The sequence below is a fragment of the Ruegeria sp. AB6 genome (genome assembly GCF_056542685.1).
The window spans coordinates 294,902-307,669 of the sequence record NZ_JBQGAD010000004.1 but is presented as its reverse complement, the minus strand read 5'-3'; the positions used below and the strand labels follow the sequence as shown (position 1 = coordinate 307,669).

Annotated in this window: 13 protein-coding genes; 4 read left to right on the top strand and 9 right to left on the bottom strand. The window is 57.3% G+C overall.

Annotated features, from left to right (window positions below; translation table 11 throughout):
- Positions 1-429 precede the first annotated feature (429 nt).
- The 4 genes from ACR0DB_RS11425 (at position 430) to ACR0DB_RS11410 (ending at position 5,044) form a co-directional block, all read left to right on the top strand.
- On the top strand, positions 430-1,428 hold the full coding sequence (locus ACR0DB_RS11425; RefSeq protein WP_480550939.1) for a TRAP transporter substrate-binding protein: 999 nt from the start codon (positions 430-432) through the stop codon (positions 1,426-1,428).
- 4 nt (positions 1,429-1,432) lie between these two features.
- Entirely contained in the window at positions 1,433-1,906 is a 474-nt protein-coding gene (locus tag ACR0DB_RS11420) for a TRAP transporter small permease (RefSeq protein WP_480550937.1), read from the top strand.
- Between the two features lies 1 nt (position 1,907).
- Complete coding sequence (locus ACR0DB_RS11415) at positions 1,908-3,167, top strand: TRAP transporter large permease (RefSeq protein WP_170783209.1); 1,260 nt, start codon at positions 1,908-1,910, stop codon at positions 3,165-3,167.
- A gap of 668 nt (positions 3,168-3,835) precedes the next feature.
- Complete coding sequence (locus ACR0DB_RS11410) at positions 3,836-5,044, top strand: iron-containing alcohol dehydrogenase (RefSeq protein WP_480550934.1); 1,209 nt, start codon at positions 3,836-3,838, stop codon at positions 5,042-5,044.
- Between the two features lie 185 nt (positions 5,045-5,229).
- Here the strand turns inward: ACR0DB_RS11410 and ACR0DB_RS11405 are convergent, their stop codons facing one another.
- From ACR0DB_RS11405 to ACR0DB_RS11365, 9 genes are all read right to left on the bottom strand, one after another.
- Positions 5,230-5,604 (bottom strand): nitrile hydratase accessory protein, encoded by a 375-nt coding sequence (locus tag ACR0DB_RS11405; protein WP_170771717.1) that lies wholly within the window; start codon positions 5,602-5,604, stop codon positions 5,230-5,232.
- Complete coding sequence (gene nthB, locus ACR0DB_RS11400) at positions 5,591-6,253, bottom strand: nitrile hydratase subunit beta (protein ID WP_480550932.1); 663 nt, start codon at positions 6,251-6,253, stop codon at positions 5,591-5,593. Before nthB ends, ACR0DB_RS11405 begins: the two co-directional genes overlap by 14 nt.
- 9 nt (positions 6,254-6,262) lie before the next feature.
- Positions 6,263-6,850 carry a nitrile hydratase subunit alpha gene (gene nthA / locus ACR0DB_RS11395; RefSeq protein WP_480550930.1) on the bottom strand — a complete coding sequence of 196 codons (588 nt, stop codon included), beginning with the start codon at positions 6,848-6,850 and terminating at the stop codon, positions 6,263-6,265.
- A gap of 7 nt (positions 6,851-6,857) precedes the next feature.
- A complete protein-coding gene (locus ACR0DB_RS11390; RefSeq protein WP_170771721.1) occupies positions 6,858-7,643 on the bottom strand; it encodes an ABC transporter permease in 786 nt (261 codons plus the stop codon).
- The gene (locus ACR0DB_RS11385; RefSeq protein ID WP_170755831.1) at positions 7,640-8,479 is read right to left on the bottom strand and encodes an ABC transporter permease; all 840 of its coding nucleotides are present in this window, start codon (positions 8,477-8,479) and stop codon (positions 7,640-7,642) included. The genes ACR0DB_RS11390 and ACR0DB_RS11385 overlap by 4 nt, the downstream gene beginning before the upstream one ends.
- Positions 8,480-8,489: 10 nt before the next feature.
- A complete protein-coding gene (locus ACR0DB_RS11380; RefSeq protein WP_480550928.1) occupies positions 8,490-9,548 on the bottom strand; it encodes an ABC transporter ATP-binding protein in 1,059 nt (352 codons plus the stop codon).
- Positions 9,549-9,620: 72 nt separating this feature from the next.
- On the bottom strand, positions 9,621-10,697 hold the full coding sequence (locus tag ACR0DB_RS11375; protein ID WP_480550926.1) for an ABC transporter substrate-binding protein: 1,077 nt from the start codon (positions 10,695-10,697) through the stop codon (positions 9,621-9,623).
- Positions 10,698-10,719: 22 nt separating this feature from the next.
- Entirely contained in the window at positions 10,720-11,682 is a 963-nt protein-coding gene (gene speB, locus ACR0DB_RS11370; protein WP_480550924.1) for an agmatinase, read from the bottom strand.
- A gap of 93 nt (positions 11,683-11,775) precedes the next feature.
- A complete protein-coding gene (locus tag ACR0DB_RS11365) occupies positions 11,776-12,654 on the bottom strand; it encodes a LysR family transcriptional regulator (protein WP_480550922.1) in 879 nt (292 codons plus the stop codon).
- Between the last annotated feature and the right edge of the window lie 114 nt (positions 12,655-12,768).

The window sequence follows — 12,768 nt, the reverse complement described above, 5'->3', positions numbered from 1 at the left end:
GTCTGAGTTTTGTCTCCCTAAGTTCAGGCATCATAGCCAGTGCATTACAATCGCTGCGAGTGCGGTTTTGGACGGAAGAATGCCACTACCTCCTTGGGGACAGGAGGGAGGTCCGTTTCAAAAATCATGAACACCTTAGGACGTACTTAATCCAATGTAGGCCGGACAAAGCCGGTGCTGCACAACAAGGCCATTCCTGCTCAGGTGAACTGGAGCAAAAGCAATTCAGCGTGAAACACACATTTCCCGAAATTACCTAGCGTCAAAAAACGAGATGTCCGCTTAGGACAACTATCTGGCCAGTCGCGACATTTTTTGAAAAAGCCAAATCTTTCATTAACGGAATTGGAAACGCCGGGGTCGGCTTGACGCGGAAACCCCGGTGTCGGTGGAAGACAACCGCCGCGACCAATACGTGAGGAGGAAAATATGAAACTCAAATCTTTTGTCGCCGGAATTGCACTGGCAGCCGGCCTGACCAGTACCGCCTCTCAGGCAGAAACAGTATTGAAACTTGGAACCGTTGCGCCACTGTCATCGCCTTGGGGCCAATGGGCGCAGGGTGTTGCGGATCAGATCGCCGAGATGTCAGGTGGCGAACTGAAAATCGAAGTCATTGGCGATGCGCAGCTGGGCGACGAACAGACAATCCTGCGGCAAGGTATGAAGGGTCGTGTGGATCTGGTGATGGTGTCCAACATTCCATTGTCCCTGATTGGACAGGAACTGGATCTTGTGTCTTCGCCGTTTCTCTATGACAGCACGGAACAGGGCAGCTGTGTCGCCTTCAATCATCTGAGCGAGATTTTGGGCCCAAGCCTGCAGGATTCGGGCCTTGAGCCGCTGACCTGGATGGAAGTTGGCAATTACCTGGTTTTCTCGCAGGAACCGGCCAGAACTCCTGATGCGTTGGAAGGTCAAAAAGTCCGCGTGGCTGCAACCACGGCGGATGAACTGTTTGCACGTAGACTTGGTGCGGTAGGTGTGCCGATGGGCACCTCTGACACGATCCCGGCCTTGCAGACCGGAAACGTCAAGGCGGCATTCCTACCCGGCGTGTTCGGCATCGCCATCGGGACCCACAAAGTGGCCCCTCATGTCACTGTCAGCAACCACACCCGTTTGATCGGCACTGTTGCTGTGTCGGGCCGAAGCTACAAGAAGCTGAGCGATCAAGAGAAAGATTGGCTGTCGGCTTTCACAGAGGGCGGCACCGGCCTGTCGGCCACGATCCTGGGTGCTGAAACCGCTCTGTTGGGTCAACTTGAAGGAGCTGGTGTTCCGGTTGCACACCTGACAGACGAAGAAGCCGCTGCTTGGCGCGCCGCATCCGATGGGCTGCGCGAGGAACTGGCTGAACAACTAGGCCCCAAAGCTGTGTCGATCCTTGAGCAGATCGAAGCCGCCAAGCAAGCCTGCGGGTCTTAATCCAATGGGTCTACTTCGGTTTCTGATGAGTGTCGAAGCCATTGTGGCAGCTTCAGCATATGCTGCCACAACCCTGCTTCTGCTGGCGGATGTGATCGCGCGCGAGTTTCTATCGCAAGCTCTGTGGGGCGCGCAGCAAACTGCGGTTCTGTGCAGCATTCTGGCGGCAATGGTCGGTCTGACCCTTGCCACCGGGCGCGGCGCCCATTTCCGACCCGAGTTTGCCGACGGCATCCTGAAATTCGCCTTTGTCGACCGGCTGGGTGATCTGATTTCGGGGATTTTGCTGCTCGTCTTCGCCTATTTCGCGGTCGAGTTCGTCATGGAATCGAAGGAATTCGCCGACCGTGTCCCGGTGGTCAACATCTTGCTCTGGCCGGTTCAGATCATTGTGCCATACGCGCTGGCGTCCTCGGCTTTGAAACATCTGATGTTTGCCTGGGACCCGATGGTGAAAACCGAACTGAGGAAGATCTGACATGGACGGCATCATTCTTCTGGGGATCGTCATCGCGATGCTGGCTCTGCGCCAGAACGTTGTGCTGATCCTGCTGATCGTCACGGCCTATATCCAGCTGGTCTGGGCCGGGGGAGACGTCCTTTATGTTATCGAGGACCTGTGGTCGTCGATGGACAATAAGGTTCTGCTGGCCATTCCCATGTATATCATTGCGGGAAAGCTGATGTCGCGCGGCTCGATTGCCCGTGACCTGATCGCCATGGTCCGCGCCGCGACCGACTGGATGCCAGGCGGTCTGGGCATGGCGTCGGTCCTGTCCTGCGCACTGTTTGCGGCTGTGTCCGGCTCCTCCGCTGCGACCTTGCTGGCCGTTGGTGTGGTGATGTACCCGGCCCTGAAAGAGGCAGGGTATTCCGAAAAATTCTCAATTGGGGCTGTCACTTCGGCGGGGACGCTGGGCATTCTGATCCCGCCGTCGATCCCGCTGATCATCTATGGCATCGTGACCGAGACCAATGTGGCCGACTTGTTTCTGGCCGGGATCATACCGGGTATTCTGCTGACCGCTATCTTCGCGCTGTATTCGATGGGCACAAACCTGAACAACGCGCGCGGGACGTTCTCGGTCAAGCGGCTGTGGGATGCTGTTCGTAAGGGCATCTTTGCACTGATGACCCCCGTGATCCTGCTCGGCGGGATTTACTCGGGCTATTTCTCACCAACCGAAGCTGCAGCCGTGGCCGTGGGCTACGCCATTCTCGTTGAACTCATCGTCTATCGCGAACTGTCATCCAAAGATTTCTTCGAAGAGTTTGTCTCGACCGCGGTAATGCTGGGTACTCTGTTCCCGATCGTCGCGGTCGCGCTTTCGCTGAAGTCAGTTCTGGCGATCGAGGGGGTTCCGGCGGCTTTTGCCGACTGGCTGCAAACCGTTTTCACCAGCAAGGTGACCTTCCTGTTGGCACTGAACGCAGCGCTGCTGCTGGTCGGCTGCCTGATCGATGTTGTTTCAGCCATTTTGCTGCTAGGTCCGGTTCTGCTGGCCGCTGCGGCGCATTTCGGGATCAACCCGGTTCAGCTGGGTATCATCATGATCATCAACCTGGAGATCGGCCTACTGACGCCGCCAATCGGGCTGAATCTTCTGGTCGCTTCAGGGGCATTCAAGAAACGGTTCGCAGAGGTAAGCCTGTCGGTCATCCCCTTCATCATCCTAATGTTGATCGCTTTGTTGCTTGTAACCTTCATTCCCGAATTGACGTTGTATTTCGTCTCGTAGACAGGTGTCACTATCAAAGGAATGCCCGACCCGCTGGCTGGGCATTTTCCGTTTCTTACCGTCTGTTCACGTTTGAAACACAGTGAATCGCATGTCCGAAATTGATAGAAACTTGTCCCCTTAGAACATGTTTTCAAGCCCGACCAATCCCGATGTTAGTAGCACGTTTCAAGCCAGTGCTTGTCCCATTAAGTCGTGAGTGAGAGACCCCCATGTCTGTTCGGAACGTCGTTGCACTTGACCATGCAGGTCCCGATCTCCCTGCCGAGCTGCAGGCGACCTACCGGAATGTTCCTGCCTCGTCCCACGAGACCCACTCGGGCGGTGTCTGCATCAACGACGTTGTCACCCAAGTGAACGTTGATGACATACCCTTTGGCGGCGTCAGGTCATCTGGGGTAGGGTATTGTCACGGCAAAGAGAAAGGCCCGAGCTTCTCAAATGCCAATGATTTTGTCCGCGAAGGCAAATTGGACGGCAACACGTTCGTTGGCACATCTTGGGACAGCAAGATCTTCAAACTGCTCGTCAAGTTTCACCTGCGTCGGTTCAGAAACCCTGAACCCGCAGAATTGGCTCCGATCCTCTGCGCATCCCTTCGCTCTCTCCCCAACTGTGCAGAGGGTCGGGCCACCCTAAAAGCCAATTGCTAACGGAAGATGATTGTCATGCTTCACGCTCCTATTCGTATCGCATTGCGGGCGCTGTCCACGTTCTACACGCCGCAAAAACCACTAACGTTTTCAGGCCCGGATGCAGCCCGCAAACTGGCCGACTTGATGGTGGTGAACGGGCAGAGGCGTCCTTTGATCGTTACGGACAGCTTTCTGTTGCAAAACGGAATGCTGGATGACCTGATCACCTTTCTGAAGGGCCGGAGTTGTCACGTGACAACCTTCGACGGCATCATCCCGAACCCCACATTTGCCGTAGTTGAAGCGGGGCTGAAAGCCAGCCTCGACAATAAATGCGATGCCGTCTTTGCTGTGGGTGGCGGTTCAGCCATCGACGCTGCAAAGGTGATTGCGGCCGCAAGCACCAGTCGTAAGTCGGTGAAAAAGCTGACCGGCACTTTGAAAGTCGACGCGCCGCTGCTGCCGTTCTATGTGGTGCCGACCACATCGGGCACCGGCTCCGAGGTGACAAACGCGGCGGTGATATCGGACACCGAAACGCACAAGAAAAAGTTCTTTGTTGATCCGAAATACATCCCGATTGCCGCCGCTTTTGACACCGGGTTGCTGAAATCTCTGCCAGCGCCCATGACTGCCGCCACCGGTATGGACGCATTGACCCACGCGATCGAGGCATATACCTCGCGCAATCGGTTTGACGACACCGACCGCGATGCGGCAATGGCGATCAAGCTGCTGTTTGAATATTTGCCGATTGCCTATGAAAATGGTCATGACGAACATGCGCGTGAGATGGTGGCACTGGCATCGTTCCTGGCTGGCTTTTCCTTTACCAAGGCCAGCCTAGGGTATGTGCATGCAATCTCACATCAGATCAGTGCGCACTATAATACGCCCCATGGGCTGGCCAACGCGGTCATTCTGCCGCGTGTGTTGCGGTTCAACAAAAAGACCTGCGCCGCGCGGTTTGCTCAGCTGGAACAAATACTGACTGCCAGCGCTTCAAACGACACAGACCTGTTGGCCGAGCAGTTCATTTCCCGTGTCGATGCCCTGGCGGACCGCGTTGGAATTCCCGCCAGCCTGACCGACCTCCAATCAAAGGACTTCGGTGTAATTTCCAGCGATGCGCTGGCCGAAGCGCGCTCATCCTATGCTGTTCCGCGTGTCATGCGGCGGTCACAAGTCACCCGGGTTCTACAGTCCGTGCTGGCCGGAAACCGTGACCTGACATTCAGTTGAAACCAATTGCGAAAAGATTTTCACTGATACCCGTGGTGCAGGAGGGGCAGATTTCGGCGGAACCCGAAGCTGCGCTTTAGCCCGGCATCAGTGACTTTACCAACCGGTCTTTTGAGGCGGGTACCGAAATCGACCGGTTTACCCCAGTACCCTCGATATTGAGCAGGTGAGGTTGTCTTGGTGCCTTAGGATCCAGATTGCGCAGCTCTGATTTCTTTGACGGTTTCACGCACTATTGCAATCCTTTGGTCGATGTCTCGGGCACTCAACATCCCCTGACTTTCCAGCGTTTCTTCAATCGCCTGCAGCCAGCAATTGAAATAGAGGCCTTCCACCGCCGCGGCCGAGGTTGCATGTTTCTGCTTTTCGGTCTTTGTCACCAACGCTGCCAATCGGGATTGAAAAGTGGCCCAGGAAAAGTGCCCCTGTTGGACCAGAGCCACAACAAGGGCGAAGACCCTTGTCTGCCAGGGAGCCCTGAACAACGGATCTTCACTTAGCCCCGGAATAGAGCTGCGTAGCTGGGCTGCTGCCTGTTGATGCGCGTCAAGCGGGTTCAAGGTAGTTCTCCCAAAGATCCAGGCAGACACGACCCTTCGGGTCCGCGTCATTGCCCCATAGGTCGGTCGCCAAGAACTCAACACAGTAGCAATGCTGCGGGCTAGGTCCCTGCCCTACGGCCATGGTGTCGGCAAACTGGAAAACTCCGGCATTCAAGGTGATCTGTCCCACGTGGTTGCGCACATAGCGCGGCACCCGCGTATGGCCGGCGGGGCTATTGGCTAGAACGCGCACCGACTGGCCAACGGTAAAGCGTGGCGCGGCGGTGGTTGCGGGAAATGTCATCTCAGCCCCTGCTTTGGTGGCCGCCAGTATGTCAGCCGGGCCAACCGCTGGGTGGTCGACCAATGCAATGTCGAACCGTTTGCGGCCCGATGCGACTTCCTGCGGATCAACCAGACCTGCCGCCTGTACCAGCGCGGTGGCGGCCACGGTCCATTTTTCGAAATAGTCCAGCCGCAGATAGTCCTCCGGCGCGATACGTTCGATTGCCGCGCGGTGTTCATCGGCGCAGAAGGGCACTGACCACGCCAAAGCCTCGGTCAGGGCGAAAGCGCGCTTTTGCCAGTCGTGGTCAAACGCCCGGTCCTGATCGCAGGGCACCGGGCCAAACCCGTGCATCCCACCCATATCATGAATGCCGTCCATCCCCTGCCCCTAAACCAAAGCCGTGCCGATCATGCCGTTGCGGGTGACACGATCAGCCAGTTCTGCGGTGGAAAGCCGCTCAGTCCCGTCGGGGCGGCGTGGCAGAACCAGATAGCGGATTTCGGCCGTGCTGTCCCAAACCTTGATCTGCACCTCATCGGGCAGGCTGACACCAAATTCCGCCAGAACCGCGCGGGGTTCACGCACCACACGCGACCGGTAGGCGGGGCTTTTGTACCATGTTGGTGGCAGGCCAAGCACCGGCCACGGATAGCACGAACACAAGGTACAAACGATGACGTTGTGAACCGCATCCGTATTTTCGACCACACGGATGTGTTCGCCCTGAAACCCGCTGAACCCCATTGCGTTGATCGCCGCAGTGCCATCGCTCAGCAGCCAGTCTTTGTATTCTGGGTCTGTCCACGCCCGCGCCACTACAGCCGCGCCATTGCGCGGGCCGGTTTCGCGCTCATAATATTCAACGATGCTGTCCAGCGTTTCGGGTTTGACCAACCCCTTGGCCACCATCAGCTCCTCCAGCGCGCGCACGCGCAGGGCGGGGCCTTCTTCCAGAGGATCGTGATCATGGGGCATGGGTCGGTTACTCCATCGCGCCGAGAATACGAGCCAAGTTTGAAAACCGCGCGATCAGGGCAAAAATCACGATATTTATCACCATGAAGATCACCGCAATCGACGCAATAACAGGCGTGTAGCCGTAGCGCAGGGCGTTGAAAATCTTGATCGGCAGTGTCTCGACCGAGAAGCCCACGGTCATAAGCGCGATGATGTATTCATTCAGGCTGAGGACAAAGCAGAACGCAAACCCCGCAAAGGCAAAGGGGGCGGCAATCGGCAGGATCACCGTGCGGAAGACTACGGCGTTTGAGGCGCCCATGGTCTGGCTGGCCTCGATCAGCGCGTGATCGACGCTTTCCAACCCCAGTGAGATCGTGACCAAAGGCAGCGCCAGCAGGAAGACCGCATGGGCAATGATGACGTTGATCATCAACCCGTTCAGCCCAATCCCGGTGAAAAACAGCAGGAAGGCCAGCGCCATGATCACAGGTGGCAGGATGAACGGTGCCACCCCAAGCGCCAGCAGCGCCTTGGCATAGCGCAGCCCATAGCGCCACGCGAAATATGCCACCGGCGTCGCGATCAGAACCGACAGACTGGCCGAGGCAAAGGCGATGAACAAAGAGTTTTTCAAAGCCGTGAACCAATCATTCGCCACGAAAACCTCGGCATACCAGCGGAAGGAAAAGCCGCGCGGCGGGAAGGCCAGGAACTTTTTGGCGTTGAACGAAACGGCCGCAATCACAAGGATCGGCCCGATCAGATACAGCGCGAACAGCGCCAGATAGATACTGCGCAGCGCCCTCATGTCTTTTTCCCCGAGAATTTCGTGACCAGCCAGATCACCGTCGCGCTGAGAACCAGCAACACCACCGCCAGCGCTGAGGCAAAGGGCATATTGAAATTGAATATCGCCTGATCCGTAATCAGCACTGACAGCGTCCAGTGTTCGGGCTTACCCAGAACCTGCGGCACAATGATGGCCCCCAGCGTCAGCACGAACACCGTCACCCCGCCCGAGATGATCGCAGGCCGCGTAACGGGAATGATCACCGTGAAAAACGTCCGCAAAGGCGAGGCCCCAAGCGTGCGCGATGCCTCGATCAAGCTTTTGTCCAACCGGCTGAGCGCGGGAAACAGCAGCAGGACTGAAAACGGCACGGTCAGATAGACCAGCGCGGCGACTACTGCGCCTGCCGAGGGGGTCATAGCAAAGCTTTTCTCAATCACCCCGATCCAGACAAGTATGTTGGCCACGCCTGCGGTGCGGGACAAAAGGATTTGCCAGCTGAAGGCGATCAGCACTTCGGACAGGGACAGCTGCGCCAGAATGTAGATCAACCAAAAGGTCTGCGAGCGCGGCGGGAACGTGGTCAGGAAATAGGTGAATGGATACGCGATCAGCAAGCTCAGCACCGCGATAAGCGCGCACAGACCTGCCGAGAACAGCGCCCGTTCGATGTAGAACCACGTCAGGAAGCGTTCAAAATGCTGCAGGTCAAAGCCGGTGGCATAGCCTCCGTCATCGGTTGGCGTGGACACGCTGGTCAGCAAGATCAGGACGAAAGGGATCACAAAAAACGCCCCGATCATCACCGAGGACGGGATCAGCCCGATATAGCGGGAAAGCGCGCTTGATTGCATCTTCTCCCTCCTAAACCGCCAGCACGCTGCAGGCCGCAGCGGGCATTTCAACATGGACCTGATCGCCCACTTTCACATTGGGCCAGTCCTTTGGCGTCAAGACCGAAATCACCTCATGCCCGGCGCAATCCACCAAAATCTCGATCGTGGCGCCGATATCACGCACGAATGTCACTGTGCCGGTGACCGAATTGGCCACATCCACATCTGAGGGGTGATACACGAACACCTCTTCCGGGCGGGTCATCAGAAGAACGTCATCGCCTAGGGCAAAATGACCTGTGTTGCCGCCCACGTTCAGAGCGGCCCCGTTCACATGCACGCTGTCAGGCCCTGACATCTTGGCAGGCAGCAGGTTGCTGGTGCCGATGAACCCGGCCACGAATTTGTCGACCGGAGTCTTGTAAATCTCCATCGGGGTGCCGGTCTGCAGCACCTGCGCCTTGCCCATGACCACTATCTGATCGGCCATCGTCATCGCCTCGGTCTGGTCATGGGTGACGACGACGGTAGTGATCCCTAGCTCTTGCTGCAGCTTGCGCAGCTCGATCTGCATAACCTCGCGCAGATTGGCATCCAGCGCTGACATCGGCTCATCCAGCAGGAACACCTGCGGGTTCAGTGCCAAGGCGCGCGCGATGGCCACGCGCTGACGTTGACCCCCCGACAATTGCGAGATCTTGCGATCCTCAAGCCCCGGAAGGTGAACCATATCCAGCAACTGCCGCGCGCGGTCTTCGCATTCCGACCGGGAATGACCCCGAATGCGCATCGCATAGCTGATGTTTTCGCCCACATTCAGATGCGGAAACAGCGCAAAAGACTGAAATACCATGCCGATATTGCGCTGATGTACGGGCACGCCGGTCAGGTCCTGATCCTCGAACCGGATCGTGCCTTGCGTGGGTTCGTCCAGCCCGGCGATCATCCGCAGCAGAGTGGTCTTGCCACAGCCAGAGGGGCCCAGAAAACAGATCATCTCGCCGGTATTGAACTGAAGGTTCACATCTTTGACGGCCGTCACGGTGCCGAATTTCTTGGTGACGTTTTCGATGCTTAAACCGGGCATAAGGGTCTATTCTTTCAACAAAGGAAGCGGCCCGCCCCACCTGCGCGGGACGGGCCAGTGTCGTGAGTGGTGTTATCCCGCGATCATCTGATTCCAGGTGTCGGAAATCCAGTCCGCGTGATCCTTGTAAATGTCGTAGCGCGGCACGATCGGCGCTTTGGGGCTGCTGACGGCCGCCAGTTCTTCTTCGGTCAAATCCGTCAGCGCAGGGTCGACGACCGGCGCGGTGCCCACGTTGCGCGACAACAGGGCCTGCGTTTCGGCCGCCGAGATAAAGTTGATGAACTCGTGAATCTCATCCACCGGCTGGGCGTGTTCGGGCACGATCCAATAGCCCGAGTCCACAACCGCGCCTTCTTTCGGGAAGGTCGAGACCACCGGGAACCCTTCGGCAGCGGCAAGACCCGCCACATCGTGATAGTACTGACCCATCGGAATCTCACCATCTTGTAGCGCCTGCTGGAACGCGCCTTCGTCCTTGTACCAAAGCCGCACATTAGGGACGAGTTCAGACAGCTTGTCGAACACCTGCTGGATACCGTCCTTGGTGTCCAGAATATCCGTACCACCAAAGAAAGTGGCCGCCGTTACCTCGAGCATATGCGAGTTCGACGCGAGTCCCAGCAGACCGATTTGATCCTTATAGGTCTCATCCCACAGCGCGGCCCAGCTGTCCGGAGCTTCGGGGATTTCGTCCGAATTCGTGCACAGCGTGATGTACCACGACACCGCGCCGACGCCGAACAGGGTACCGTCGTCATAGCGGTCCTTGAACCTGTCAGGCATGTTCGACAGGTTCGGGATTTTGGAGTCGTCCAGCGCCTTGAACACTTTCTGATCCGCCCCGTGGCTGCGCGGGATACCCGCCATCAGCGACACATCCGCAGGGGCGGTTTTGGCGCGGGCAGCGTTCTTGATCTGCACCAGCCATGTCTCGCCGGTAGGTACGGCGACCGAGTTCACCTCGATTCCGGTGGCCTTGGTGAATTCGGGGAAGATGAACTGCTTGAAGCTGTCTTCAAAGAACCCGCCATAGGTTCCAACCTTAAGTGACTGGGCGGCGTGCACGATGGCGGGTGCGGCCAGCGCGGCAGCCCCGGTTGCGGCAGCGGTACCTAAAAATCGGCGGCGTGAAAGGGTGGTTGGCATTGTGATCTCCTGTTGGTTTTGTTCAGTTGGCCCGGTTCTTGGGCAGGACGCAAAGCATTTCATAGGCCAAGTTGGCCCCGATCAGCGCAGTGCAGCCGCTGACATCATATTGCGGCGAGACCTCGACCAGATCGGTTCCGACAAGGTTCAGCCCGGCACAACCGCGCACGATTTCGAGCGCCTGAATATTGGTCAACCCGCCCATTTCGACCGTCCCGGTTCCGGGCGCATAGGCCGGGTCCAGACTGTCGATATCAAAGGTCAGGTAGGTCGGCACATCCGCGATCCGCGCGCGGATATCCTGCATTAGGGGGGTCAGGGATTTGTGCCAGCACTCCTCGGCCTGAATGACAGTAAAGCCCTGATTGCGGCCCCAGTCAAAATCGTCAGGCGCATAACCCGTCCCGCGCAGGCCAATCTGGAACACCTTGTCATTCTGCAGCAGCCCATCTTCGACCGCACGGCGGAACGGAGTGCCATGGGCAATTTTTTCGCCAAACATTTCGTCATTCGTATCTGAATGCGCGTCCACATGGATCAAGGCCACTGGGCCATGTTTGCGGGCGATCGCGCGCAGCACCGGGTAGGTCAGCGTGTGATCTCCGCCCAGTGTGACCGGAACGACATCGTGGCTGAGAATCTGATCATAGGCGCCGGTGATGATGTCCATGGTTTTCTTCAGATCAAACGTGTTGATCGCCACATCGCCAATATCGGCAACCTGCATGTTGGCAAAAGGAGCCGCGCCCGTGGCCATGTTGAAGGGCCGCAACATGCAGCTTTCGGCCCGGATCGCACGTGGCCCGTGACGCGTACCCGTCCGGTTCGAGGTGCCGATATCCATCGGAATACCCACGAAACAAGCGTCCAGCCCGGCGGCGGTTTCCTGCGCTGGCAGGCGCATCATTGTCGTGCCGCCTCCGAAACGGGGCATGTCGTTGCCACCCAAAGGCTGGTTGTAACGCGGCGCGGTCGTGTCTGGCATTATGGTTCCTGCGGCTGAGGTCATACGAAAGTCCTTCTGACCCTAATTGGCTCGGTTGGGCCAACAAATAGCGATGCGCAAACCCTTACATTGTCATTTAGCAATGTATTCCCCCTCATACATTTGCTGAAGGGTCTGGATGAACAGCCCATTTACCTTAGGTACCGCTCCGGACCGTGTGACGATCTGCATAGGGCAAGAATAATCACGGCTGCTGTTGGGCAAGCGCCGCAACCGCCCCTGCTTTTCCCAACCCGAGGCCAGATGCAGCGGCAACAACCCGATATATGCCCCACTGAGGATCAGGATCAGCTGCGCTTCAATTTCTTGCACAAAAAGGTCTCGATCCGAGGAATGCTGGGTCTTTTGCCTTTGCTGGTTCCAATACCCGCGATGAACCCAAGCGTGCTGAGAAATGGCATCGTCACCAAGGGCGTCCGCGGGTGCCGAGAACAACGGATGGGTGTCCGAGCAATAAAGTGCATGATGTTCGCAATACAGATCGGTTATATGCAAGCCATTGCTCACATTATCAAAACTTCCGAATCCGATATGGTACGTACCGTCCAATACGCCTTGCTGAATATCTTGCGGCTCGGAAATCGCAAGGTCGATACGCACGGCGGGAGCGGCCTCGGTGAACTGCTTGATTGCTTGGGGCAGTTTGAATGCCTCATCGGTTGTGGTGGCGTCCACGACGGCCAGTTTCAGCCGTCCGACCAGGTTGCCCTTTAACTCGGCCAGATGGGTCGAGTGCTGATCCAGAGAGTCCATCAGCGCAAGACCGATCTGATGCACCATCCGCCCTTTTTCAGTCAGCAAAAACCCGCGCCGTCCACGCTGGCACAGACGCACGCCCAGACGTTCCTCGAGCGCGGTGATGTGGTTCGAGATCGTGGGCTGGCTAAGGCCCAGCTCAACCTGCGCCGCCGAGAATCCCCGGTTCCGAACAACACTGTCAAAAACAGTCAAAAGATGGATATCTGAGCCTGTGATTTTCATCCTTGCATTGAGCCAGAGAAATGTATCGTTTTGCAACGCACTATTTGCAAATTCTGGCGTGCTGAATACCGTCACAGCTGTAGG

What these genes read in the sequence shown, in the direction of transcription:
- ACR0DB_RS11415 (WP_170783209.1), top strand. Translation starts at nt 1,908, where the DNA reads ATGGACGGCATCATTCTTCTGGGGATCGTCATCGCGATGCTGGCTCTG.
- ACR0DB_RS11410 (WP_480550934.1), top strand. Translation starts at nt 3,836, where the DNA reads ATGCTTCACGCTCCTATTCGTATCGCATTGCGGGCGCTGTCCACGTTC.
- ACR0DB_RS11420 (WP_480550937.1), top strand. Translation starts at nt 1,433, where the DNA reads ATGGGTCTACTTCGGTTTCTGATGAGTGTCGAAGCCATTGTGGCAGCT.
- ACR0DB_RS11375 (WP_480550926.1), bottom strand. Translation starts at nt 10,697, where the DNA reads ATGCCAACCACCCTTTCACGCCGCCGATTTTTAGGTACCGCTGCCGCA.
- ACR0DB_RS11385 (WP_170755831.1), bottom strand. Translation starts at nt 8,479, where the DNA reads ATGCAATCAAGCGCGCTTTCCCGCTATATCGGGCTGATCCCGTCCTCG.
- speB (WP_480550924.1), bottom strand. Translation starts at nt 11,682, where the DNA reads ATGCCAGACACGACCGCGCCGCGTTACAACCAGCCTTTGGGTGGCAAC.
- ACR0DB_RS11425 (WP_480550939.1), top strand. Translation starts at nt 430, where the DNA reads ATGAAACTCAAATCTTTTGTCGCCGGAATTGCACTGGCAGCCGGCCTG.
- nthB (WP_480550932.1), bottom strand. Translation starts at nt 6,253, where the DNA reads ATGGACGGCATTCATGATATGGGTGGGATGCACGGGTTTGGCCCGGTG.
- ACR0DB_RS11380 (WP_480550928.1), bottom strand. Translation starts at nt 9,548, where the DNA reads ATGCCCGGTTTAAGCATCGAAAACGTCACCAAGAAATTCGGCACCGTG.
- nthA (WP_480550930.1), bottom strand. Translation starts at nt 6,850, where the DNA reads ATGCCCCATGATCACGATCCTCTGGAAGAAGGCCCCGCCCTGCGCGTG.
- ACR0DB_RS11390 (WP_170771721.1), bottom strand. Translation starts at nt 7,643, where the DNA reads ATGAGGGCGCTGCGCAGTATCTATCTGGCGCTGTTCGCGCTGTATCTG.